Raw genomic sequence first — 22,239 nt, 5'->3', positions numbered from 1 at the left:
CGCATGACCTCAGCCCCCACGAATGCCAGCCAACCGCGGGCGCGCCGCTCCCGCCCGCTCAGGGTGGCCGACGCGATCAAGGACTGGGTGGTCGAGCAGGGCTTGCAGCCCGGCGACCGCTTGCCCGGAGAGGCGGAGCTGATCGCGCGCTTCGGCATGTCGAAGGGCACGATCCGCGAGGCGATGCGCCTGTTACAGGCCCAAGGGCTGGTAGAGACGAAGACGGGCCCCGGCGGCGGTAGCTTCGTCGGCGAAGTCTCGCGCGAGCGGGCGAACGCCTTGCTGGCGAACTACTTCTACTTTCGCGACGTGACGATCGACGACATCTATGAAGTCAGGGTCGCGCTTGAGCCCGAACTCGCCGCTAGGCTGGCGGGCACGCTGACCGAGGCCCAGCTGGGAGAGCTTGAGGCGATCATGGAGGAATACGCCGTGCCCGCTACGGACGCGGAGGAGGAGCGCCGCCAGCATGTCGCCTCGCTACGGTTTCACGCGCGGTTGTCGGATTTCGGGCAGAACACGCTGCTCGGTTATTTCATCGCTTTCATGGCGCAGATCCTGACCGACCTGACGGTCTACAAGCGTCTTTACACGACGCCGAACCACGACCTGTGGCAACGCGGGCGGGCGCATCAGATCGACCTGATCGCGGCCCTGCGGCACGGGGATTCCGACCGGGCCCGCGAGGTAATGCGCAGCCACATGCTTATGGCGCGCAGGCTGATGGAGGATCAGGAGGCGGAGGTGATGAAGCGCTTCATCGCGGAATAGTCACGACGGGTAGGGCGTCGCGCGCTCCGGCTCGTCCAGCGTCGGGACGTGCCGGGTCCATTCGGCGTAGGCGCCGGTGGTGGCGGCGCGGTGCAGATCGGCCAGCGCGTCGAGCGGGGCCTCGTGATGATCGATCCGCAGGGTCAGCGGCGGTTGCGCGCGGCTGACCACCAGCAGCGCCGCCGACAGCAGCCCGCGGCTGTCGCCCCCGGCCCCCGCCGCGGCGTTGAGGGCGGCCAACAGCCGCGAATCGAGCGTGCCGCCCGCGTTCAGGAACCCGTCGATGCAGGCGTCGAGCACCGCCTCGGACGCAAGCAGGTTGCCGGTAACAACGACGTGACGCGCGCGGCGCCCCCCGGCCACGGGGATGCTGTTCGCGCCCGTGAAATGCCCGGTGCGCCCCGACGTGTCGAGCGCGGCGAGTTGGCGTTCCGCGCGCCCCGCGTCCTTGCCGACCACCTCGGCCACCGCGTCCGGGGCGGCAGTACCGCTGCGCATCCTGTCGAGGGTCTGGGTGCCCCAAAGCGTGCTGGCAAGCGATCCCTGGGACGCGGAAAGCCCTGATTCGGCATCCCCGCGCAGCACCCAGCCCCCCACGCACAGGCTGCCGGTGGTCGCAGCGCCGCCGTAAGCGCCCAATTTTTCATCGAAAGCAAGGATCGAAATCGTCATCCGGGGTCTCCGCAGCGTCTCAGGCTTGAATTTATCATGAGAATTTGGCCTCATGCAATTTATCATGATAAATTACCAATGATGCAACAGACGAGGAAAAACCCATGTCGCTCTTTCACGTCACCCGCCGCGGCCTGATGGCCGCAGGCTCCGCGCTGGTCCTGGCACTGGGAACAGGCGCGGCAAGCCAGGCCCAGACCCCGCCGGGGGTTCTGATCGTCGGTCAGATCGCCGAGCCGAAGTCGCTGGACCCCGATACCGTCACCGCCGTCAATGATTTCAGGATTCTGTTCAACGTGTACGAGGGACTCGTGCGCTACAAGGACGGCACGCTTGAGGTGGAGCCGTCGCTGGCGACCGGATGGGACATCAGCGAGGACGGCACCGAGTACACCTTCACCCTGCGCGAGGGGGTGACGTTCCACGACGGCAGCCCGTTCAACGCGGAGGCGGTGAAGTTCAACTTCGACCGGATGCTGGATGAGAACCATCCCTACTACGATACCGGGCCGTTCCCGCTGTCGTTCTACTTCTCGGCCGTCGAGGATATCGAGGTGATCGACGATCTGACGATCAAGTTCACGCTCACCTCCTCCTACGCGCCCTTCCTGTCGAACCTGGCCTATACGCCGGGTCTGATCGTCTCCAAGGCGGCGGTGGAGGAACGCGGCGCGGATTTCGGGCGCCAGCCGTCGGGAACCGGCCCGTTCCGCTTCGTCGAATGGCGCTCGAATGAAGCCGTCGTGGTCGAATCCAACCCCGACTACTGGAACGGCGCGCCCGAGCTTGAAGCGGTGGTCTATCGCCCGATCACCGACGCCAACACCCGCACGGCGGAAATGCTGGCCGGGGGCATCGACGTTATGGTCGAAGTGCCGCCCGTGGCCCTGTCCGAGTTCCAGGGCGAGGGCTACAACATCGTCGAACAGGCCGGCCCGCACGTCTGGTTCCTGATCCTGAACGCGAAAGAGGGGCCGTTCACCGACAAGCGCGTGCGCCAGGCCGCCAACTACGCGATCAACAAGGAAGCGCTGGTGAACGAAGTGCTGGAAGGCACCGCCGAAGTCGCAGCCGGGCCGACCCCGCCCGCGTTTTCCTGGGCCTACAACGAAGAGTTGGAGCCCTATCCCTACGATCCCGAAAAGGCCCGCGAACTGATCGCCGAGGCCGGCGCCGAGGGGGCCGAACTGACCTTCTACGTCACCGAGGGCGGCTCGGGCATGTTGGACCCGATCGCGATGGGCACGGCGATCCAGGCCGATCTTCAGGCTGTCGGGCTCAACGTGAAGATCGAAACCTACGAGTGGAACACCTTCCTGGGTGAGGTGAACCCCGGGCTCGAAGGCAAGGCGGACATGGCGGAAATGGCCTGGATGACAAACGATCCGGACACGCTGCCCTTCCTTGCCCTGCGCACCGAAGCCTGGCCGCAGGAGGGGGGCTTCAACTCGGGCTACTACTCGAACCCCGAGGTGGATGAACTGCTCCAGCAGGCCCGCGTGTCGACCGACCAGGACGAGCGCGCGCGGCTCTACAAGGAAATGCAGGCCATCGTGCAGGACGACGCGCCCTGGGTCTTCGTTGCGAACTGGAAGCAGAACGCGGTGACCAACGACCGGGTGGAAAACTTCACCCTGCAACCGTCCTTCTTCCTGCTGCTTGAAGACGTGGTGAAGAAGTGACCTTTTCCGGGCGGGCGCATCATTGCCCGCCCGGATCCGCTCGACGACGGGGGAGGGCCAGGTGACCGGCTATATTCTGAAGCGGATACTGTCCGCCATTCCGGTGCTGCTGGGCATCACGGTGATCGTGTTCCTGATCATGGCGCTGATCCCGGGCGATCCGGCGACGGCGATCCTGGGAAGCTACGCGACCCCTGAAAACGTCGCGCGGCTGAACCGGGACCTTGGCTTGGACAAGTCCCTGTTCCAGCAATACTTCATCTGGCTCGGCAACATGTTGCAGGGCGATTTCGGCACCTCCTTCGCGCTGAACCGCCCGGTCCTGGACGAGGTGTTGGAGCGGTTCAACGCGACCCTCGTCCTGGCGGGCACCGCCTTCGTGATGTGTTCGCTGCTCGGGGTCATCGCCGGGGTGATCTCGGCCGCGAACCAGTACGGGCTTGCGGACAAGGCGATTACCTTCGCGGTGCTGCTGGGCATCTCGGTGCCGTCCTTCTTCCTTGGCATGATGATGATCCTGCTGTTCGCGGTGAACCTGCGCTGGTTCCCGGTGTCGGGCATGTGGCCGATCTATGGCGCGCGCGATTTCGGGGCGCTGCTCTCGCATCTGACCATGCCCGCCATTGCCCTTGCGGTGGTCGCCACGGGCGTCATCGCGCGCCTGTCCCGCTCGGCCATGCTGGAGGTGCTGCGCCAGGATTTCATCCGCACCGCCCGCGCCAAGGGCGTGCATGAGCGCGGCGTGATCTGGCGCCACGCGCTGAAGGCGGCGATGGTCTCGATCATCCCGGTCCTCGGCATCCAGGCGGGCTTCGTGCTGTCCGGCGCGGTCTATATCGAGATCGTCTTCCAATGGCCCGGCGTCGGGCGGATGCTGGTGGACGCTATCCTGAAGCGCGACATCCTGCTGGTGCAGGGGGGCGTCGTCTTCGTCGCAGCGTGCTACGTGATGTTCAACATCGCGGTCGACGTGCTGCAAAGCCTTCTCGACCCGAGGATCAAGACATGATCGCCTTCCTGTCGCTTCTGGCCCGCAATCGACTGGCCCTTGCAGGAGGCATCGTGCTTTCGGCTGTGGTGCTGCTGGCGCTGGTCACGCCGCTGCTGCCGCTGGCCGATCCCGACGTGACCAACACGTCGAACCGCTTCGTGCCGCCGTTTTCCGAAGGCGCGCTGCTTGGCACCGACCATCTGGGGCGGGACCTGCTCTCACGGCTGTTGTGGGGCACGCGCCTGTCGCTGGCCGTCGGTTTCGCGGCCGCCATCGTAGCGGCGACCATCGGCGCGGCTATCGGCATCATTGCCGGCTACTACGGCGGGCGGACCGACAATGTGATCATGCGCGGCGTCGATATGTTGATGGCCTTTCCCTATATCCTGCTCGCGCTGGCCATCGTCGCCGCGCTGGGGCCGGGGCTGTTCAACGCGCTGATCGCCGTGGCCGCGGTGAACGTGCCGTTTTTCGCGCGCAACATCCGTGGCATCACTGTCGGGATCGCCCACAAGGAATTCGTCGACGCCGCCCGCCTGGCGGGCCTGTCGAACACGCGGATCATCCTGTCCGAGATCCTGCCGAACGTGATCCCGGTCATCGTGATCGCCATGTCCACCACGATCGGCTGGATGATCCTCGAAACCGCGGGCCTCAGCTTCCTCGGGCTTGGCTCGCAGCCGCCGCAGGCGGACCTCGGCTCCATGCTGGGCGAGGCGCGCTCGGCGCTGATCACCAATCCGCACACCTCGGTCGTGCCGGGGATCATGATCCTGGTCATCGTCATGTCCATCAACCTGCTGGGCGACGGGGTGCGCGACGCGCTTGACCCGAGGCTGAAATCCGGGGCCCTGTCCCGGCCGATGGCGGCCACGCAGGTCAAGCGGGCAGGGCCCGTTCCCGCGCCCACCGGCAAAGGCCTGCTGGAAGTCCAGGCGCTTGAGACCCAGTTCCACGTCAAGGACCGCATCTACCGCGCCGTCGGCGGCGTGGACCTGCATGTCGAGAAGGGCGAATGCCTTGGCATCATCGGGGAAAGCGGCTCGGGCAAATCGGTGACCGCCCTGTCGATCATGGGGCTTGTTTCCTCCCCGCCGGGCGTCATCACCGGCGGTGCGGCGCACTACGACGGAGAGGACCTGATCGGCGCGCCCTACCGCCGCCTTCGGGACATGCGTGGGCGCAACGTGTCCTACATCTTCCAGGACCCGCTCGCCACGCTGCACCCGCTCTACCGCGTCGGCGACCAGCTGATCGAGGCGATCCGCGCCCACCGCCCCATCGGCAAGGAGGCGGGGCGCGCCAAGGCGGTCGAGCTTCTGGACGCCGTGCGCATCCCCAATGCCGCCAAACGCATCACCGACTACCCGCACGAGATGTCGGGCGGCATGCGCCAGCGCGTCGGCATCGCCATGGCGCTGGCGAACGATCCCGACATCATCATCGCCGATGAGCCGACCACCGCCCTTGACGTGACTGTCCAGGCGCAGGTGCTGACGATCCTGGACGACCTGCGCCGCTCACGCGGGTTGGCGATCATCTTCATCACCCATGACTTCGGCGTCGTGGCACAGCTTTGCGACCGTGTCGCGGTGATGTACGCGGGCCGAATCGTCGAGGAGGGGCGCACCACCGACATCCTCGACACGCCGCGCCATCCCTATACCGCGCGCCTCATGGCCTGCGTGCCGGAACTCGGCGGCGGCAAGCGCCGGCTTGAGGCGATTGCCGGGCTGCCCCCGGTGGTGGATCGGCTGCCGCAGGGCTGCGCCTTCGCGGACAGGTGCCTGAAGGTGCAGGACGATTGCCGGCAGGGCGACATCCCGCTCGTCCGGTCCGGGGCGCGGGCGGTCCGCTGCCTCTATCCTGAAGAAAAAGCACGCGAGGCGGCGGAATGACCGAGGCGCTGAAACTCACCGACCTGTCCAAGACTTTCCCCGTCGGGCGGACGTTGCTTGGCCGCTCCACCGGCTCCGTCAAGGCGGTTCACCCGGTCACGCTGTCGGTGCGCCAGGGCGAGACGCTGGGCATCGTCGGCGAATCCGGCTGTGGCAAGTCAACGCTGGCCCGGATGCTCGTCGGCCTGCTGGAGCCGACCACCGGCACGATCGAGATCGAGGGCGACGCGCTCGACAACGCCGACCCGGCGGAGTTCGGCAAGCGGATCCAGTACGTGTTCCAGGACCCGATTTCCTCGCTGAACCCGCGCAAGACGATCCGCCAGGTCATGGAGGCGCCGCTGAAGCGCCTGCACCGCATGCCGGCGGCACAACGGCGCACCCGCATTTCCGAGATCTTCGACAGCGTGAACCTGCGCGAAGAGTTCCTGGACCGCTACCCCCACGAGTTTTCCGGCGGGCAGGCCCAGCGGATCGGCATCGCGCGCGCGCTTGCCGCGAATGCCCGGATCCTGATCCTGGATGAGCCGGTGTCCGCGCTGGACGTCTCGGTGCAGGCGCAGGTGCTGAACCTGCTGGCGGATCTGCGCACCAAGTTTGATCTGACGTACCTGTTCATCAGCCACGACCTTGCCGTGGTGGAAGCGGTCAGCGATCGCATCGCCGTGCTCTATTTCGGTTCGGTGGTGGAACTCGGCCCGGCGGAGGAGGTGTTCGCCAACCCGCGCCATCCCTACACGAAGCTGCTGGCGGAAAGCGCCCCGGTCGTCGGCCGCCCCCTTGCCGCGCCCGAGGCGGCGGGGACGGAACTGCCCGACCCGCTGAACCCGCCGCCGGGCTGCGCCTTCGCGGCGCGTTGCCCCCGCGCAACGGAACGTTGCCGTGTGGAGACGCCGGTGCTCGAACCCCTCGGCGACGCGTCCGAGGCTGCCTGCTTCCACCCGCTCGGGGACTGACGCGCCGCGCCTGCCGGGGGCGCCGGAGTGTTTTGAGCAGCGCGCCCGCCGTGCTAGGGTTGCGCGCCGCGGCCTGTTCCCAGTTCGAAGGAGTGTTCCATGTCCGTTGTCTCCGCCCGTGCCCGTGCTGCCGCGCAATCGATCCAGAAGGTCGAATCCTTCTTCATGTCCTACCGGGCCGCCGTGGAGAAGACGCCCGCGGTCGCCGATTTCACCTTCGGCAATCCGCAGGAAATGCCGCTGCCGGGACTGGTAAACGCCGTGAAGACGCACGCCGACCCGAAAAGCGTCGACTGGTACGCCTACAAGACCAACGAGGCGGAGGCCTGCACGTTCCTCGCTGATGTCCTGACCGGGGAATTGGGGCTGCCCTTCGAGCGAGAGGACATCGCCCTGACCAAGGGCGCTTTTGGCGCGATCAAGATGGCTTTCACGATGCTGCTGGAGCCGGGGGACGAATGCATCGTGCCGCTGCCGGGCTGGTTCTGCTACGGCCCCATGCTGGCCGCTGCCGCAGCGGCGGAAGTGCAGGTGCCGCTTGCGCCTGGCACCTTCGACCTCGACCTTGAGGCGATTGCCGACGCCATCACGCCGCGCACGCGCATCGTGGTGGTCAACACCCCGCACAACCCGACGGGCCGGATCTATTCCCGCGCCGAGTTGCAGGGCCTCGCCGATCTGCTGGAGGCGAAGTCCGCCGAGATCGGGCACCGCGTCTGGATCCTGTCCGACGAACCCTATCGCCGGATCCGCTTCGACGGCATCGGCTTCACGACACCGGCGGTGGTCTATCCGCATACGCTTATCGACTATTCCTACGGGAAAATCATGCTCGCCCCGGGTCTGCGCCTTGGCTACCTCGCGATCAACCCCGGACTGCCCGCCGCCGAGCGGAAAGAGCTTCGCCAGCTGTTCTTCGCGGTGCAGATGGCGGATGGCTGGAACGTCCCTGATGCGCCGCTGATCTATGCGCTGCCGGATTTGGAGAGTGTCAGCATCGACATCGCCGCCATTGCGCGCCGCCGTGAACGCATGCTTGGCGCGCTGACGCAATGGGGCTACGAGATGACCCGGCCCGAGGGAACCTTCTACCTCTGGGGGCAGGCGCCGGGGGGCGACGGCGACGCCTTCACGACCCGGCTACAACAGAGCGGCGTCTACGTGATGCCGGGCTCCGTGTTCGACCGGCCCACGGACTTTCGGATATGCCTGACGGCCACCGACGACATGATCGAAGGCGCCTTGCCGGCCCTGCAGGCGGCCGCGCAACACGCCTAGGATCGGCGCGGCGCGCGTCTGAATTCTGCTTGCCAAGCGCGGCGCGGCGCGGTTGAGTGACCTCAGGCGAAGTTTGAAGCAGGGGCGGATCCGAGTGCCGGATATCAGCACAAACAAGGTCGTGCGGGTCATATTCCTCGCCCGGGAATACGGTCCCGAAAGCCGTTTGCTGCACGACTACATTTCCGGGTTGAACGAAGACGAGGCGTGCAGCCTCGTGGCGATCATGTGGATCGGACGCGGCAGCTTCGACGCCGATGACTGGGACGGGGCCTTTGAAACGGCGCAGGCCGAGGCGACGGCGCCCACGGCGGACTACCTTTCGGGGATTCCCGAACTGCCCGATAACCTGGAATCCGGTCTGGAAGCGCTGGGGATCAACGTTTCCGACGCCGAGCATCATTTCCGCGACCGCTGACGCATCGGCGGCGCTTCTTCCGGTTTCCTGACATGGCTCTGCGCCCCGGCGGCGATGTTTCGAGGCGGACAAGGGGGCATCCCGGCCCCCGGTATCGGCGCGGTCCTGGCGGGCAGGAAGGAAGGCGTATGTTCCTGAGATTGGGCGACGTGGAAATCTGGCGGATCCTGGAAAGCATTGACCCTTTCCTGGAGCCCCACAAGTTCTTTCCCGGCATGGGGGAAGACGCCCTCGAATTCTTGCGCCGGGAAGTGCCGCGCCAGCTCTGCCCGAGGACGGGGAAGGTCCTGATCCCGATCCAGGGGTTCCTGCTGAAGACCGGGCGCCACAATATCCTGATCGACGCCTGCGTGGGCAACGACAAGACCTGCCGCGTGAAGCTGTGGAACAAACGCTCCGACGGCAGGTTCATGGCCGGCTTGCAGGCGGTCGGTGTCACGCCGGAAGACGTCGATTACGTCATGTGCACGCATCTGCACCTGGATCACGTCGGCTGGAACACACGGCTGGAAGATGGGCGTTGGGTCCCGACGTTTCCGAATGCGAAGTACATCTTCCCGAAGGAAGACCACGCCCATTACGGCGCCGACCCCGACACCTTCTACCAGGAAAGCATCCTGCCGGTGATCGCGGCCGGGCAGGCCGAGCTGGTGTCCGCCGACCACTGCCTCGGCGATGCCGTGTCGCTGATTCCGACGCCCGGCCACACGCCGGGCCACATGTCCGTCAGGGTGTCGTCCCCCGAAGGGTCGGTCATCATTTCGGGCGACGCAATTCACAGCCCCGTTCAATGCCTGCGCCCGGACTGGCATTTCGTCTATGACCTGGACGGGGCACAGGCCGAGAAAAGCCGCCGCGCGCTGCTGGAGCTGGTCTGCGAGACGCCGGTGCGGCTGATCGGAAGCCACTTTCCCTTGCCCTCGATCGGATACGTCACCGGAAATAGCGCGGGCTTTGGCTGGAGAGAGGCGTGAGCCGCCCCGGATATGCCCCCGCGCCATGAAGATCCGGGCCCGCCAGGCATCAATTCACGCTCCTGCAAGGCCCGGGCGCGGGGCGGCACAGGGGGGCTTGCAGGGGCTGGTTCAGCGATATGGACGGGCCGTCGAAACTCGAAGCAATGTAGACAGCGACATGATCGCAATAACTTCTTGCTCGGCGGGGAAAGCGGGGTCTACAGTCGGGCGGTACCGTGGGTATCGCACGGAATAGGTTTTTGTGGATGGTCGAAATATTACGCGTGGGGCGAGTTTGAATGACGAATACCGGGGCGGGCGTGTTCCTTGAGTTCAACGACGTAAAGAAGAGCTATGACCAGAAGAGCCTGGTCGTCAAAGGCTTCAATATCCAGGTTGAACAGGGCGAGTTCATAACGCTTCTGGGGCCGTCGGGGTCGGGCAAGACCACGGTCCTCATGATGCTCGCGGGATTTGAAAGCGTGACATCGGGAACCATCTCGATCCGCGGACAGTCGATCAACCGCACCGCACCCTACAAGCGCAACATCGGGATGGTGTTCCAGAACTACGCCCTGTTCCCGCACATGACCGTGGCCGAGAACCTGGGCTACCCGCTGTCCGTGCGCGGGATGAGCAAACCCGACCAGAAAGCGCGGATCGCGGAATACCTGGACCTGGTGGAACTGGGCGACTTCGGCAAACGCTATCCGGGGCAGTTGTCGGGCGGGCAGCGGCAGCGCGTGGCGCTGGCGCGGGCCATGATCTTCGAGCCGACGCTGATCCTGATGGACGAACCGCTCGGCGCGCTGGACAAGAAGCTGCGCGAGCAGATGCAGTACGAGATCACGCGCCTGCACGAACAGCTCGGCTTCACGGTGATCTACGTCACCCATGACCAGGCCGAGGCGCTGTCCATGTCCGACCGGATCGCGGTGTTCAACGACGGTATCGTGCAGCAATGCGCCCCCCCGGCAGAGCTTTACGAGCGCCCCGCCAACGCCTTCGTGGCCGAGTTCATCGGAGAGAACAACTTCGTGCACGGCACGGTCGAGCGGATCGAGGACGGGCGCGCCGTCGTCTCCATCCCCGGTGGGGCTAACATCGTGGCCGAAGCGGGCGAGGGGCTGGAAGCGGGCGCGCGCAGCATCGTGTCGATCCGGCCCGAGAAGCTGTTCATCCACCCCAATTCGCATTCCCATGACAACGAGATCGCGGCCACTTTCGTGGCGCGCATCTACGTGGGCGATTTCATCCGCTATTACTTCCGCCTCGCGGATGGGTCTGAAATCGTTGTCAAAGTCCTGAACGACCTGTCCGCGCCCGAGTTCGGAGAAGGCGAGAGTGGTCGCCTGCAATGGCTCATCTCGGACAGTATCGCGTTTCCTCACAGCGGGGAAATGCCGGATGTCACCGGGTAGCCCCCGGGCCTGACATCAACAAGAAGCAGCAAGGAGGATCTGATGAAACATAAAAGCATATTACTCATGGCGGGCGCATTGGCGCTGGGCGCGCAAGGCGTCGTGGCCCAGGATCTGACCGTCACATCCTTCGGCGGCGCCTATGGCGCGGCCCAGAAGGAGCACATGATCGACCCATATGTCGCCGAAACCGGAACCAATATCCTGTTCGAGGATTACGGCGGCGGCGTGGCCGAGATGAAGGCGCAAAGCGAATCCGGCAACATCCAGTGGGACGTGGTGGATATCGAGGTGATCGACCTCGAACGCGCCTGCTCGGAAGGTTATGTCGCGGTGATCGATCACTCGATCCTGCCCGATGGCGACGATGGCACCCCTGCTGCCGAAGATTTCATCCCCGCGGCGCTGCATGAATGCGGCGTGGGCAACATTGTCTGGTCGATCATCTTCGCCCATGCCGACGGCGCCTATCCCGAGGGCGGCCCGACCACGATCGAGGACTTCTTCGACATTGAAGCCTTCCCGGGCAAGCGCGGCCTGCGCAAGCGCCCGCAGGTGAACATGGAATGGGCCCTGATGGCCGACGGCGTCGCGCCCGAGGACGTCTATGCCGCTCTGGAAACCGAGGAAGGCCAGGCCCGCGCCTTTGCCAAGCTCGACACCATCAAGGACGATATCGTCTGGTACGACAGCTGGTCCCAGGCCCCCGTTCTGCTGAACGACGGCGGCGCGCAGATGGTGCAGTCGGCCAACGGCCGGATCTTCGCCGCGATCAAGGAAGAGGACGCGCCCTTCACCATGGTCTGGGACAGCCACGTCTATGACCTGGACGTCTGGGCCGTCATGGAAGGCACCGAAAAGGTCGATGCCGCGCTGGACTTCATCAAGTTCTCAACGCGCACGGTGCCCCTGTCCGGCATGCAGGACGTGGCCTACGGCCCGACCCGCAAGTCCGCCCAGGCCCTGCTGCCCGAGGACGTGAAGCAGGATCTGCCCACCGCCCACCTGGAAGAAGGCCTTAAGGCTGACGGCATCTTCTGGGCCGACTACGGCGAGTCCCTCGGCGAGAAGTTCAACGAGTGGCTGTTGCAGTAACTCTCTGACGAACCACCCCCGCGCGATTCCTCGCGCGGGGCATTTCAGGAGCCTGGCATGAGCGATACCACCGCGGGAACCCTTGGCGGAAAACCCGATCGGCTTGGAAAGCAGGACGCACGGAATGCCGCGCGGGAAGTGCGCGCACGCCGCGTCCGCGCGTTCTTGTTCGTCATGCCGCTTCTGATCTTCATCATGTTTGCCTTCGTGGCGCCCATCGCCTCCATGCTGTTCCGCAGCGCCTACAACCCGACGGTGGCCGAGCTTGTTCCCGCTTCGCTGGAAGCGCTTGCCGACTGGGACGGGGAGGGCAGCCCGCCGGAGGCGGCGCAGGCCCAGTTCGCCCTGGACATGAAGCGGCTGGCGAACGACCGCACCTCCGGCCAGCTGGCCGAGGAAATCAACCGCTTCCTGCCCGGCACCTCCAGCGTGGTCAAATCCACCGCGCGCGAACTGCGCCGCACGGACGATGCCGAGCTGTCTGCCAACGGCGCGGCCCTGCTGCTCGAGGCGGATGAAGAATGGGGCGATCCGGGCATCTGGCGCGCGTTGCGCAAGGCGGGGCAGACCTATACCTCAAGCTATTACCTGACCGCGCTGGATCTTGAGATGACGCGCGATGGAACGATCCAGCAGCGTGACACCCAGATCTACCTGAAGCTTTACGGCAAGACGCTGTGGATGGCGCTGATCATCACGCTTCTGACGCTGATCCTCGGGTATCCGCTGGCCTTCCACATGGCGCATTGCTCGACCTCGCGGGCGAATTTCCTGATGGTCTTCGTGCTGTTGCCGTTCTGGACGTCGCTTCTGGTGCGCACCACGTCCTGGATCGCGCTTCTGCAGACCAACGGGGTCGTGAACTCGACGCTGATCTCGCTCGGGGTGACGGACGATCCGCTGGAGCTGCTCTACACGCAGTTCTCCACCATCATCGCGATGACGCATATCCTGCTGCCCTTCATGGTGCTGCCGCTCTATTCCGTGATGCGGGGGATCGACCCCAGTTACATGCGCGCGGCCATGTCCATGGGCAGCCGCCCGATTCCGGCGTTCCTGCGCATCTACCTGCCGATGAGCCTGCCGGGCCTGTCCGCCGGGGCGCTGCTCGTCTTCATCATCTCGGTCGGTTATTACATCACGCCCGCGCTGGTGGGGGGGACCGACGGGCAGATGATTTCCAACATCATCGCGTTTCACATGCAGCAGTCGAACAACTGGGAACTCGCCGCCGCGCTCGGCTCGCTTCTGCTGGTGCTGATTATCGCGCTCTACTGGCTCTACGACCGCTTCGTCGGGGCCGGAAACATCAAGCTGGGATAGGAACGATGCGCGGATTTCCCGAATATTTCACCTTCTGGCACATCGCGGGGCATTACGCCCTGCGCTTCACCGCCTACCTGGTGCTGGCGTTCCTTATCCTTCCGATCTTGGTCATCATCCCGCTGTCCTTCAACGCGGAGCCGTTCTTCACCTTTACCCAAGGCATGCTGGCGCTGGATCCGGACGCTTATTCCCTGCGCTGGTACAACGAGATCATCACCGACCAGAAATGGACGCTGGCGATCCGCAACAGCTTTATCATCGGGATCGCGGCGGCCTTTCTGGCGACGGTGCTCGGCACCATCGCCGCCGTGGGGCTGGCGTCGCCCTGGATGCCGTTCAAGCGGCTGATCACCGCGCTTTTGCTGTCGCCGATGATCGTGCCGCTGATCATCATCGCGGCGGGGATGTTCTTCTTTTACACCAGCTTCGGGCTGGTCGGCACCTTTCCGGGGCTGATCATCGCCCATGCCGCGCTGGGCGTGCCCTTCGTGATCATCACCGTGACGGCCACGCTGGCGGGGTTCGACCGTAGCCTGTTCAGCGCGGGCATCAGCCTGGGCGCCTCGCCGGTCAAGGTGTTCTGGGACGTGGTGATCCCGCTGATCCGCCCGGGCGTGATCTCTGGCGGGTTGTTCGCTTTCGTTACTTCCTTCGACGAGGTGGTGCTGGTCCTGTTCCTCGCCGGCCCCGAGCAGCGCACGATTCCGCGCCAGATGTTCTCGGGCCTGCGCGAGCAGATCAACCCGACGATCCTGGCGGTGGCGACGCTGCTGGTGTTCCTGTCCGTCGCGCTGCTGGTGACGCTGGAAGTGTTGCGCCGCCGCTCCGAACGCTTGCGCGGGGCGGAATAGGGTCGCACTCGCCGGGGCGTTGACGTTCCCCGGCGACCAAGCCCTTCATGAAAGCGCAACACCACCCGAAGGACGGGTGGTGCTGTGTGGTCTGTCGATGCTGGCGGATCGCGAAGGCGCGGGATCGCTCAGCGAACGGTCGGATAGCCTGCCTCGAGCCAGGCGGTGGTGCCGCCGTCGATCCAGTTCACCCGGCCGAATCCCGCCTTTGCGAAGGCCGCCGCCGCTCGCTGGGCCATGGGCCCGGCCATGCAGGTCGTGACGACGCGCAGAGTCTTGTCCGCGAAAACGGGGGGCAGGTTCAGCGCCTCGATATCCTCGATCGAGACGAGCCGCGCGCCGGGGATCTTGCCGGTGGTCGCCGCGATCGCCTCCGCGGGGCGGGGGTCAACGAATTCGACGCCCGCGCGCCCGTGGTAGGTTTTCGCCTCGGCCACGGTGATCGCGGTGGCGGTGGAATTCTCGACGGTTCCGGTGTTTGTGCAGGATGTCATGGTCATTCTCCTTTTCTATCGGGGTCAGAAGCTCAGCGTCGATGCGCCGTCCAGGATCTGCGCATGCAGTGCGGGGGAGCCGACGACCTGGACGCCGTCGATGAAGTCCTCCTCGGCATAGCCGCGCACCTTGGCGCAGGGCGGGCAGACGAGGATGCGGCCGCCGCCGGTCTGGAAATTATCGATCAGCTCTTTCATCGGCGGGTCGAACGGGTTCATCCGCACGTTGTCGGCGGCGCCCTTGCGGACCACGTCCACGGCGGCCGAGACCATGAACATGGTCACCTGCTGGCCGGACGCGATGCCGGTGTTGGCGATGGTGAAGGCCACGGTGGCCCGTTCGTCGTCGAGGCCGCGTGACACCACGATGGCCAGTTTCTTGGTATTTTCCATCTTTCTACTCCTTTGTTGGGGATGGATGTGTCCGGACGGAACCCGGTCCGGGCGGGATCTCTCAGGCGGCGGCCCTCCGTTTCCGCTCACGGCGGAAGGCAGCGGCGGCGATGGCGAAGGACAGCACGGCACCGGCTAGGCAGGGCCAGGCGCCGACGACGATGTCATGGGCGGCGCCGAAGGGGGCCGAGCACAGCTGGATGCCGCGCATGCGGATCAGGTCCTGCTGAAGCCGGCCCACCATCATCAGGCAGCAGGCGGTGACGGCCAGGATCGTGGGCAGGCCGGTGAAGGTGGCCGCGCCCATGATCAGCACGACCGGCAGGAACACGTAGCCTGTGCGGTTCAGCCATGGCCGGTCACCGGCGATCAGGGCCACGGCGGTCTGCAACGCGCCGATCAGGCAGACCGAGGTGGCGGTCGGCTGATCCATCAGCGCGTAGCTCGCGGCGAACAGGCAGGAGGCGGCGAGTTGCGCGCCCAGGATGTGGTCGCGCCGCTCGAACAGGGGCGAGGCCATGCGGACGGCCAGGCCGGCGGCGCCATACAGCGGGGCTGCGGAAGGATCGGTCAGGGTGTGGACTGCGGCGATCATGGGTCTTGTCCGTTTTGCATACCAACTGGTCGGTATGATAGACAGACCAAACGGTATGCCGTCAATAAAAAATTTGCGCAGAGACGGGCGGATTTCGCTAAGCGATTAGACTAAATAGTTTCTTTTCTGACTCGCGTTTCCGCAAGTTTCCGAGTTTACCCTTGTCATGCGCCCATAATGCCATTAATAACAGACTAGTTTGTATGGAGACTGAAATGACCGCCAAAGCCCAAGCGACTCGCGAACGCCTTCTCGTCGCCGCCAAGCAACTCGTCATGTCCAAGGGTTTCGCGGGGACGTCGATTGATGACGTGCTGAAAGCCACCGGGCTGACCAAGGGGGCGTTCTTTCACCATTTCAAATCCAAGGCTGATCTCGCCGATCAGCTCATGCGCTGGTACGCGGAAAACGACATGAAGATGTTCCGCACCTTCCTTGCCGAGGCGGAGGCGGCGCATGACGACCCGCTTCAGCAACTCCTGCATTTCCTGACGGATTTCGAAGCTTATCTCTGCGATCCGGATCATCCGCCCCGGGGCTGCATGTACGCGCTCTACACCTATGAAGACGACCACTTCGAAAACAGCGTGAAGGACTTCGTGTCCGAGATCCTGCGCACCTGGACCGCGATGTACATCCGCAAGTTCCAGGAGGTGATCGACCGCTATCCGCCCGCGCGGGAGGTTACCGCCAAGCAGCTGGCCGAGATGATCGTCGCCGTGATCGAGGGTGGGCTGATCCTGGAGCGGGCCCACCGCAACCCGGGAATGGCCGCGCGGCAGTCCGAACAGTTCCGCGCCTACCTGGAGCTTCTGTTCCCGACCGCCTCTGAACAGAAGGCCGCCTGATCTTTAGCCATTGACCCGGTGTTCGCCGTGCGTCCTTGCCCGGCGGCTTCCCGTGTGTGAAGCCCGCGCGGCATAGCCCTTCATTCCAGCGCAATATTCGTTTCGAACGATCCGCTGATGGGCTTGCAGGAGTCGAGGTCGGGTTCGGCGTAAAGCTCTTCGACCATGCACAACACGGCCGAGAATGTGCCCACGGCGCGCCCGGGATCGGAGTTGAGGTCCAGAGTTTCAAAGCTGATTTCCGCCGGGCCGGGCGCCTGGTCGCTGGTCCAGAACGGGCGCGACATGCCGTCGGGCATCAGGATGATCTCGACGATCATGGGCGCCGCGCCGGGCTTGTAGGGGCTGCGGAAGGACGCATCGATGCTCAGCACGTCCTTGGTGGTGAAGGACGGTTTCGGATGGCCCTGCATGTGCAGGTTGGACAGCATCTTGCCTGCGCGAAAGGTGGCGCTCGCACCCGTGGCGTTGCCGGTGTCGATGCGGATCGTGAACCAGTCCCGGCTGTCGCCGCCATGATCCGCCGAGATGGTGCCAAAGGATTCCGCCATCGCGCCATTGCCTGACAGCAGGGCGAGGAGAAGGGCGTGGCTGATCTTGAGTTGCATTTCGGCGTCCTTTCTTCAGCAAATATTTACGTAATACGATAACCGGTCATCGATGCGATGCGACTCCCAGTCTAACCGCGTTCCCGGGCAAATGAAGCGGTTATGTTTCAGCAGGGTTGGGCCAGGGTTTTGCTTGGGAAGTTCGGGTTTTATTCCGGAAAGGTCCGGTTCTGATCGATAAGACCGTCCCGAACGCCACCCGTTGCGCCCCGAAAGCTTGCTCCCCGGGGCTTTCCCGGCGTCACCGGTGCTTGTCCTGCGTGCGCTGTCATCCTACAGCGGGTCTTGAGGAATGGAGGACAGGCCCATGCTTTCCATCGGCGCGCTTGCCAAGCGGACCGGGACCAAGGTGCAGACGATCCGGTATTACGAGCAGATCGCGCTCATGCCCGAACCCGGACGGACCGAAGGCGGCCAGCGCCGTTACGGGGATGCGGCGCGGCACCGGCTGGCGTTCATCCGGCATTCCCGCGAGCTCGGGTTCTCACTCAACGCGATCCGGGAGTTGTTGGAGCTTTCCGACAGCCCCGAACGCTCCTGCGCTCAGGTCGATGCGGTCGCCCAGCGGCAGCTGCGCGAGGTGGAGTCGCACATCGCGCGGCTGGGCGCCCTGAGGGCCGAGCTTAGCCGGATGGTCAGCGAGTGCAAGGCCGACCGGGTGGCGGACTGCCGCATCCTCGAGGTCCTGCACGACCACGAGGAATGCCTTTCCGACCATCACCGGCCAGACAACTGATGCCCGCCGCGCTCGCCTATCCGCTTGCCGCGCTGGCCGAGATCGCGGGCTGCTTCGCAATCTGGGCCTGGTGGCGCGGCGCCTCGGCGCTGTGGCTGGTGCCGGGGCTGATGAGCCTCGCCCTGTTCGGTTGGCTGCTCGCGCAGGTCGAGGCGGGGTACGCGGGGCGCGCCTTCGCGGCCTATGGCGGCATCTACATCGCCGCCTCGTTGCTGTGGATGTGGGGGGCGGAAGGGCAGCGCCCGGACCTCTGGGATCTTGCGGGGGCGGCGCTGTGCATCCTTGGGGCCGCGGTGATCCTCGCCGCGCCGCGTGCCGGGTGACGAAGGGCTTGAGGCTATAGCCGCTGTAGCCTTTATACCGGTCGTCGGTTGATTCGAAGGAGACCGGCCATGACCGCCGACACCCACCTGCTAAGGCCGACACGGCTGCTGGACGTCCATGCCGGACCGATCCGTGACCTGATCGAGGCGCGCGGCTGGCGCGCCCTCGGGGAATATGAGCGGATCGGCGCGGCCTATGATTTCGTGCGCGACGACATCCGCTTCGGGTGCAACCGGGCTGACGACATTCCCGCCTCCGAAGTGCTGGCCGACGGATACGGCCAGTGCAACACCAAGGCGACGCTGCTGATGGCGCTGCTGCGCGGGCTTGGCATTCCCTGCCGGTTGCACGGTTTCACGATCCACAAGGCGCTACAGCGCGGGGTCGTGCCAGGGGCGGTCTACCCCATCACGCCGGCCGAGATCCTGTACTCCTGGGTCGAGGTGCGGTTCGGTGGGGACTGGATCAACCTGGAGGGGTTCATCCTGGACGCGGCCTACCTTAGCCGGCTGCAAGCGGCCTTTGCAGGGTGCGAAAGCCTTTGCAGCCATGGCGTCGGAACGGACCGCCTGTCCGCGCCGCCGGTGACCTGGCAGGGCGGTGGCACCTACATCCAGAAGACCGGCATCGCGCGGGACCTGGGAACCTTCGATACGCCGGACGACTTCTACGGCCAGCACCGCCAAGACTTCGGGCGCTTGTGGGGCTGGCTCTACGCCCGGGTGATCCGCCACTGGATGAACGCGCGGGTCCGCGCCATCCGCGCGGGGCGGCTGAGGCCGGGCGCGGTCAACGGGGCAGGGGCCGCACCGGCAGGGGGGATCCGCCGTGCCGCATGATCATGGCCAAGCCCACGCCCATATGGACCCGGCATCCGGGGACCGGCGGGTTTCGCTTGCGATCTGGGCGAACGCCCTGCTGACGGTCGCGCAGATCCTCGGCGGGATCCTCTCCGGCAGTCTCGCCCTGATCGCGGATGCGCTACACAACTTCTCGGACATGGCGTCGCTCGTCATCGCCTTCGCCGCGCGCAAGATCGCGCGCCGCCCGGCGGATGCGCGCATGACCTTCGGCTACGGGCGGATCGAGATCGTCGCGGCCCTCATCAACTACACCACGCTGATCCTCGTCGGCGTCTACCTGATCTACGAGGGCGGGATGCGGATGATCGACCCGCCCGAGGTCGCCGGCTGGACGGTCGTCATCCTCGGCGGGGTGGCGCTTGCGGTGGACACGCTGACCGCCGGGCTGACATGGTCGATGCAAAAGGACAGCGTGAACATTCGCGCGCTGTTCTTGCACAACCTGTCGGACGCGCTCGCCTCGGTCGCGGTGATCATCGGGGGGACGCTGATCATCCTGTATGACTTGCGCTGGGTCGATCCGGCGATCACGATCGTCATTGCGCTCTACATCCTCTACCTCGCCCTGGCCGAGATCGGCGGACCGATCCGCACGCTCATGCTCGGCAGTCCGCCCGACATCGACAGTGGGGCGGTCATCGCCGCCATGCGCCGCGTCGACGGGGTGGAGGACGTGCACCATGTGCACCTGTGGCAGATGCAGGAACACGTGGCGGCGCTGGACTGCCACGTGGTTCTGACCGACGACGGCTGGACCCGGATGGAAGCCGTCAAGGCGGAGCTCAAGGACGCGCTGGAAGCCGGATTCGGCATCGACCATTCCAGCCTTGAGTTCGAGAGTATCCACAACGCCCACCAGGACGCCGATCTTTTCGGCCACGACAGCGGGCAGGGAAAGGCGGCCAGACCTGTTTCCGAGCCGACATGGGAATCATGACGACCGCTCTGGGGCGCTTTCAGCGCTGGCGCCCCCCCCGGTTCAGGCGGCAAGGTCGGCCCCTGTTTCAGGCCGTCTGGCGGGGCCGCTGGCGTCGCCCTGCAAGGAAGCGCAGCCCCAGGGAAATATTCCGCCAGTTGCGCCTTGACGCGCTGGCCGGAACCGCATAATCAGCCAGCCGTAGTTGGCGGAGTAGCTCAGGTGGTTAGAGCAGCGGAATCATAATCCACCTGCATTGGCTGGAATACCTGCTTTCGAGAATCGGCAAATATAAGTAAAGCGCTCTCGCGGGAGCGCTTTTGTATTTTAAAACGTTGAAAGTTTTTCAGGCGGCCATCAGATCGCGCTCCATCTTTTCGAAAAGCGCCAGATCCTCTTCTGGACTCTCGAAAAGATGACCATACACATCCATCGTCATCGTGATCGAAGAGTGTCCGAGGATGGCCTGCACCTTCTTCGCCGGCCACCCCTGCTCGATGAACAGCGATGCAGCGGCGTGGCGCAGGGCATGAAAGCCGAACCGGGGCTTGCCGTCGTCGTCGACGATCCCGTTGTCCACGAGCAAGGGTTTGAAGATCCGATGGTAGATATTCGAGTGGTTTTCGACGTTGCCGGCGCCGTTTGGGAAGACGAGGCTCTGGGAGCCGGAAGGGCAGGTGGCCTTCCAATGCGTCAACTCTGTCACGACGCTCGGCGCCATCGGGATGATGCGTTTGCTTGATCGGCTCTTGGGCTTGCCGAGATCATTGAAGCGATCTGCCCGCTGGACGATTTCGATGACCTTTCGCTCGAAGTCGACTTGATCCCAGGAGAGCCCGCGCAGTTCCGACATCCGCATGCCCGTGAAGATCGCCGTCACGATGAAGGGCCGGTGCCGCGCGGGCGCAGCCGAGATCATCGTCCGGATCTCCTGTTTCGTCCGGATCACCCGCTCGGTTTCTTCCCGGCGGTTGCGCTTCATCTTGACGTCACTGGCGACGTTGTACGGCAACCACTCCCGCTCCACTGCTTCGCCAAGGGCTGCGCGCAGGCTTGCGAGGACCTTCTTCGTCATCGAGCGGGACACACCGTCGTCCTGCAGGTCATCAATGAATTCGCGCACGCCGGCGCGGGTCAGATCCTTGACCAGCAGATCGCTGATCTTCGGGTCGATGTGGTGGGTGTAGTGGCCGCGGTAACTGCGCAGGGTGGCGCGTTCGAGGCCGTTGCGTTCGCAGGTCTTAAGCCAGGCTGCGCACGCATCGCGGACGGTTTTGTGGGGAGTGGTCATTGGGGTTCTCGCATCTGAATTGCTGATGCATCTATTATACGACACGCGGAGTCATCCGTCGGGTCATTTCCCACGCCTCAACGCGAAATAATACCCTTTTATCAGCTGTCTATCTTTTATCGCGCCCAGGAAAGTCTATGTGAATTTCACACAAATGTCTGGAGGCATGGCGGGTGAGTGGCAAACTGCGCTTTTACGGAGCGGTCGTTCAGACCTATGGGCCGAAGCACGATACGACACCTCCCTTCCCTTGGAGCGGCCAGCATGCGTCGCTCAGATGCGCGCGATAGAAGGCTGTCTGCGACCGCTCATGGAGAATTCGCCTGAGTCGATCGAGATCGAGTGGATCCATGAGTATGCGAGGACGATCCGGTCACTGGACTCGGTGCCAATACTCAAGCGTATGCTCCATGCGGCCAGAGAAACCGGCGTGGTCGGTCGGATCATTGTCGACGACGTGGCGCGACTGATGAAGGTTGTTCCTCTCGATATGCGGGGGAGCTTTCTCAAAGAGTTCGAGGACTTTGGCGACCAGATCATTGATGCGAGGCTCAATCTGAGATTTTCAGGGCTTCCGGCGGGGTACTTTGCTCACTTGCATTACAGCGGAAGTCTTCGCAAATCCGGTCGGCGTAGACCGGGGCGTGTTCTTTCGGAGGCAGCGACCTTGTACCGAGAATTAGGGCTGGAATCCGCACGAGAGCTTCTAAGAAGTGCAGAATCTCGCAGGCGGATGCCTTTGCCCTGACCTGCCCCCAAGATTTCGGACCATTTAAAAGGAGAGTTTGTTCTCGTAACGTTCAAAGCAACGAGGAGAACGAAGAATGCGGAAGTCACGTTTCACAGAGGAACAGAT

General features: G+C 64.5%; 23 protein-coding genes. 17 read left to right on the top strand and 6 right to left on the bottom strand.

Annotation, left to right across the window (positions count from 1 at the left end):
- Positions 1-3 precede the first annotated feature (3 nt).
- A complete protein-coding gene (locus DJ029_RS05560) occupies positions 4-771 on the top strand; it encodes a FadR/GntR family transcriptional regulator (RefSeq protein WP_112321380.1) in 768 nt (255 codons plus the stop codon).
- On the opposite strand, the gene DJ029_RS05555 is transcribed toward DJ029_RS05560, so the two are convergent.
- Positions 772-1,443: a DUF1028 domain-containing protein gene (locus tag DJ029_RS05555; protein ID WP_112321379.1), complete on the bottom strand. Its 672-nt coding sequence runs from the start codon at positions 1,441-1,443 to the stop codon at positions 772-774.
- 104 nt (positions 1,444-1,547) lie between these two features.
- Here DJ029_RS05555 and DJ029_RS05550 point away from each other — a divergent pair, with 104 nt between their 5' ends.
- The 11 genes from DJ029_RS05550 to DJ029_RS05500 all read left to right on the top strand — a co-directional run bounded on the left by DJ029_RS05550 (position 1,548) and on the right by DJ029_RS05500 (position 14,315).
- Positions 1,548-3,125: an ABC transporter substrate-binding protein gene (locus DJ029_RS05550; protein WP_112321378.1), complete on the top strand. Its 1,578-nt coding sequence runs from the start codon at positions 1,548-1,550 to the stop codon at positions 3,123-3,125.
- Between the two features lie 61 nt (positions 3,126-3,186).
- Positions 3,187-4,134, top strand: a complete 948-nt coding sequence (locus tag DJ029_RS05545; protein ID WP_112321977.1) for an ABC transporter permease — start codon at positions 3,187-3,189, stop codon at positions 4,132-4,134.
- Complete coding sequence (locus DJ029_RS05540; RefSeq protein WP_198671065.1) at positions 4,131-6,014, top strand: dipeptide/oligopeptide/nickel ABC transporter permease/ATP-binding protein; 1,884 nt, start codon at positions 4,131-4,133, stop codon at positions 6,012-6,014. The genes DJ029_RS05545 and DJ029_RS05540 overlap by 4 nt, the downstream gene beginning before the upstream one ends.
- On the top strand, positions 6,011-6,970 hold the full coding sequence (locus DJ029_RS05535; RefSeq protein ID WP_112321377.1) for an ABC transporter ATP-binding protein: 960 nt from the start codon (positions 6,011-6,013) through the stop codon (positions 6,968-6,970). The genes DJ029_RS05540 and DJ029_RS05535 overlap by 4 nt, the downstream gene beginning before the upstream one ends.
- A gap of 99 nt (positions 6,971-7,069) precedes the next feature.
- Positions 7,070-8,248 carry an aminotransferase class I/II-fold pyridoxal phosphate-dependent enzyme gene (locus tag DJ029_RS05530; RefSeq protein ID WP_112321376.1) on the top strand — a complete coding sequence of 393 codons (1,179 nt, stop codon included), beginning with the start codon at positions 7,070-7,072 and terminating at the stop codon, positions 8,246-8,248.
- Between the two features lie 94 nt (positions 8,249-8,342).
- Positions 8,343-8,666 carry a DUF3775 domain-containing protein gene (locus tag DJ029_RS05525; protein ID WP_112321375.1) on the top strand — a complete coding sequence of 108 codons (324 nt, stop codon included), beginning with the start codon at positions 8,343-8,345 and terminating at the stop codon, positions 8,664-8,666.
- 128 nt (positions 8,667-8,794) lie between these two features.
- Complete coding sequence (locus tag DJ029_RS05520; protein WP_112321374.1) at positions 8,795-9,640, top strand: MBL fold metallo-hydrolase; 846 nt, start codon at positions 8,795-8,797, stop codon at positions 9,638-9,640.
- 281 nt (positions 9,641-9,921) lie between these two features.
- Positions 9,922-11,043 carry an ABC transporter ATP-binding protein gene (locus tag DJ029_RS05515; protein ID WP_112321373.1) on the top strand — a complete coding sequence of 374 codons (1,122 nt, stop codon included), beginning with the start codon at positions 9,922-9,924 and terminating at the stop codon, positions 11,041-11,043.
- Positions 11,044-11,085: 42 nt separating this feature from the next.
- Positions 11,086-12,138 carry an ABC transporter substrate-binding protein gene (locus tag DJ029_RS05510; protein WP_112321372.1) on the top strand — a complete coding sequence of 351 codons (1,053 nt, stop codon included), beginning with the start codon at positions 11,086-11,088 and terminating at the stop codon, positions 12,136-12,138.
- A 57-nt stretch (positions 12,139-12,195) separates the two neighbouring features.
- Positions 12,196-13,461: an ABC transporter permease gene (locus tag DJ029_RS05505; RefSeq protein ID WP_112321371.1), complete on the top strand. Its 1,266-nt coding sequence runs from the start codon at positions 12,196-12,198 to the stop codon at positions 13,459-13,461.
- A 5-nt stretch (positions 13,462-13,466) separates the two neighbouring features.
- Positions 13,467-14,315, top strand: a complete 849-nt coding sequence (locus DJ029_RS05500) for an ABC transporter permease (protein WP_112321370.1) — start codon at positions 13,467-13,469, stop codon at positions 14,313-14,315.
- A gap of 128 nt (positions 14,316-14,443) precedes the next feature.
- Here DJ029_RS05500 and DJ029_RS05495 read toward each other — a convergent pair whose 3' ends face one another.
- From DJ029_RS05495 to DJ029_RS05485, 3 genes are all read right to left on the bottom strand, one after another.
- A complete protein-coding gene (locus DJ029_RS05495; RefSeq protein ID WP_157966275.1) occupies positions 14,444-14,809 on the bottom strand; it encodes a rhodanese-like domain-containing protein in 366 nt (121 codons plus the stop codon).
- A 24-nt stretch (positions 14,810-14,833) separates the two neighbouring features.
- The gene (locus tag DJ029_RS05490; protein ID WP_112321368.1) at positions 14,834-15,202 is read right to left on the bottom strand and encodes a DsrE family protein; all 369 of its coding nucleotides are present in this window, start codon (positions 15,200-15,202) and stop codon (positions 14,834-14,836) included.
- A 61-nt stretch (positions 15,203-15,263) separates the two neighbouring features.
- The gene (locus DJ029_RS05485; RefSeq protein WP_112321367.1) at positions 15,264-15,797 is read right to left on the bottom strand and encodes a YgjV family protein; all 534 of its coding nucleotides are present in this window, start codon (positions 15,795-15,797) and stop codon (positions 15,264-15,266) included.
- A 215-nt stretch (positions 15,798-16,012) separates the two neighbouring features.
- Between DJ029_RS05485 and DJ029_RS05480 the strand changes: the two genes are divergently transcribed.
- The gene (locus DJ029_RS05480; RefSeq protein WP_157966274.1) at positions 16,013-16,645 is read left to right on the top strand and encodes a TetR/AcrR family transcriptional regulator; all 633 of its coding nucleotides are present in this window, start codon (positions 16,013-16,015) and stop codon (positions 16,643-16,645) included.
- Between the two features lie 80 nt (positions 16,646-16,725).
- Here DJ029_RS05480 and DJ029_RS05475 read toward each other — a convergent pair whose 3' ends face one another.
- Positions 16,726-17,253, bottom strand: coding sequence for a hypothetical protein (locus DJ029_RS05475; protein ID WP_112321365.1), 528 nt, complete (start codon positions 17,251-17,253; stop codon positions 16,726-16,728).
- A 307-nt stretch (positions 17,254-17,560) separates the two neighbouring features.
- On the opposite strand from DJ029_RS05475, the gene DJ029_RS05470 reads away from it, so the two are divergent.
- From DJ029_RS05470 to DJ029_RS05455, 4 genes are all read left to right on the top strand, one after another.
- A complete protein-coding gene (locus DJ029_RS05470) occupies positions 17,561-17,989 on the top strand; it encodes a MerR family transcriptional regulator (protein WP_112321364.1) in 429 nt (142 codons plus the stop codon).
- Positions 17,989-18,312, top strand: coding sequence for a YnfA family protein (locus DJ029_RS05465; protein ID WP_112321363.1), 324 nt, complete (start codon positions 17,989-17,991; stop codon positions 18,310-18,312). The genes DJ029_RS05470 and DJ029_RS05465 overlap by 1 nt, the downstream gene beginning before the upstream one ends.
- A 69-nt stretch (positions 18,313-18,381) precedes the next feature.
- Positions 18,382-19,152: a transglutaminase-like domain-containing protein gene (locus DJ029_RS05460; RefSeq protein ID WP_112321362.1), complete on the top strand. Its 771-nt coding sequence runs from the start codon at positions 18,382-18,384 to the stop codon at positions 19,150-19,152.
- Positions 19,142-20,113, top strand: coding sequence for a cation diffusion facilitator family transporter (locus DJ029_RS05455; RefSeq protein ID WP_112321361.1), 972 nt, complete (start codon positions 19,142-19,144; stop codon positions 20,111-20,113). The genes DJ029_RS05460 and DJ029_RS05455 overlap by 11 nt, the downstream gene beginning before the upstream one ends.
- A gap of 325 nt (positions 20,114-20,438) precedes the next feature.
- Here DJ029_RS05455 and DJ029_RS05450 read toward each other — a convergent pair whose 3' ends face one another.
- Positions 20,439-21,383, bottom strand: coding sequence for a tyrosine-type recombinase/integrase (locus DJ029_RS05450; protein WP_112321360.1), 945 nt, complete (start codon positions 21,381-21,383; stop codon positions 20,439-20,441).
- Positions 21,384-22,239: the final 856 nt, after the last annotated feature.

The sequence above is a fragment of the Oceanibium sediminis genome, from assembly GCF_003265325.1.
In the GTDB taxonomy this organism is placed as follows: domain Bacteria; phylum Pseudomonadota; class Alphaproteobacteria; order Rhodobacterales; family Rhodobacteraceae; genus Halovulum; species Halovulum sediminis.
The sequence above is the reverse complement of the archived record's forward strand: the minus strand, read 5'-3'. Positions and strand labels throughout refer to the sequence as shown.

What these genes read in the sequence shown, in the direction of transcription:
- DJ029_RS05560 (WP_112321380.1), top strand. Translation starts at nt 4, where the DNA reads ATGACCTCAGCCCCCACGAATGCCAGCCAACCGCGGGCGCGCCGCTCC.
- DJ029_RS05555 (WP_112321379.1), bottom strand. Translation starts at nt 1,443, where the DNA reads ATGACGATTTCGATCCTTGCTTTCGATGAAAAATTGGGCGCTTACGGC.
- DJ029_RS05550 (WP_112321378.1), top strand. Translation starts at nt 1,548, where the DNA reads ATGTCGCTCTTTCACGTCACCCGCCGCGGCCTGATGGCCGCAGGCTCC.
- DJ029_RS05540 (WP_198671065.1), top strand. Translation starts at nt 4,131, where the DNA reads ATGATCGCCTTCCTGTCGCTTCTGGCCCGCAATCGACTGGCCCTTGCA.
- DJ029_RS05535 (WP_112321377.1), top strand. Translation starts at nt 6,011, where the DNA reads ATGACCGAGGCGCTGAAACTCACCGACCTGTCCAAGACTTTCCCCGTC.
- DJ029_RS05530 (WP_112321376.1), top strand. Translation starts at nt 7,070, where the DNA reads ATGTCCGTTGTCTCCGCCCGTGCCCGTGCTGCCGCGCAATCGATCCAG.
- DJ029_RS05520 (WP_112321374.1), top strand. Translation starts at nt 8,795, where the DNA reads ATGTTCCTGAGATTGGGCGACGTGGAAATCTGGCGGATCCTGGAAAGC.
- DJ029_RS05515 (WP_112321373.1), top strand. Translation starts at nt 9,922, where the DNA reads ATGACGAATACCGGGGCGGGCGTGTTCCTTGAGTTCAACGACGTAAAG.
- DJ029_RS05510 (WP_112321372.1), top strand. Translation starts at nt 11,086, where the DNA reads ATGAAACATAAAAGCATATTACTCATGGCGGGCGCATTGGCGCTGGGC.
- DJ029_RS05505 (WP_112321371.1), top strand. Translation starts at nt 12,196, where the DNA reads ATGAGCGATACCACCGCGGGAACCCTTGGCGGAAAACCCGATCGGCTT.
- DJ029_RS05500 (WP_112321370.1), top strand. Translation starts at nt 13,467, where the DNA reads ATGCGCGGATTTCCCGAATATTTCACCTTCTGGCACATCGCGGGGCAT.
- DJ029_RS05495 (WP_157966275.1), bottom strand. Translation starts at nt 14,809, where the DNA reads ATGACATCCTGCACAAACACCGGAACCGTCGAGAATTCCACCGCCACC.
- DJ029_RS05490 (WP_112321368.1), bottom strand. Translation starts at nt 15,202, where the DNA reads ATGGAAAATACCAAGAAACTGGCCATCGTGGTGTCACGCGGCCTCGAC.
- DJ029_RS05485 (WP_112321367.1), bottom strand. Translation starts at nt 15,797, where the DNA reads ATGATCGCCGCAGTCCACACCCTGACCGATCCTTCCGCAGCCCCGCTG.
- DJ029_RS05480 (WP_157966274.1), top strand. Translation starts at nt 16,013, where the DNA reads ATGACCGCCAAAGCCCAAGCGACTCGCGAACGCCTTCTCGTCGCCGCC.
- DJ029_RS05475 (WP_112321365.1), bottom strand. Translation starts at nt 17,253, where the DNA reads ATGCAACTCAAGATCAGCCACGCCCTTCTCCTCGCCCTGCTGTCAGGC.
- DJ029_RS05470 (WP_112321364.1), top strand. Translation starts at nt 17,561, where the DNA reads ATGCTTTCCATCGGCGCGCTTGCCAAGCGGACCGGGACCAAGGTGCAG.
- DJ029_RS05465 (WP_112321363.1), top strand. Translation starts at nt 17,989, where the DNA reads ATGCCCGCCGCGCTCGCCTATCCGCTTGCCGCGCTGGCCGAGATCGCG.
- DJ029_RS05460 (WP_112321362.1), top strand. Translation starts at nt 18,382, where the DNA reads ATGACCGCCGACACCCACCTGCTAAGGCCGACACGGCTGCTGGACGTC.
- DJ029_RS05450 (WP_112321360.1), bottom strand. Translation starts at nt 21,383, where the DNA reads ATGACCACTCCCCACAAAACCGTCCGCGATGCGTGCGCAGCCTGGCTT.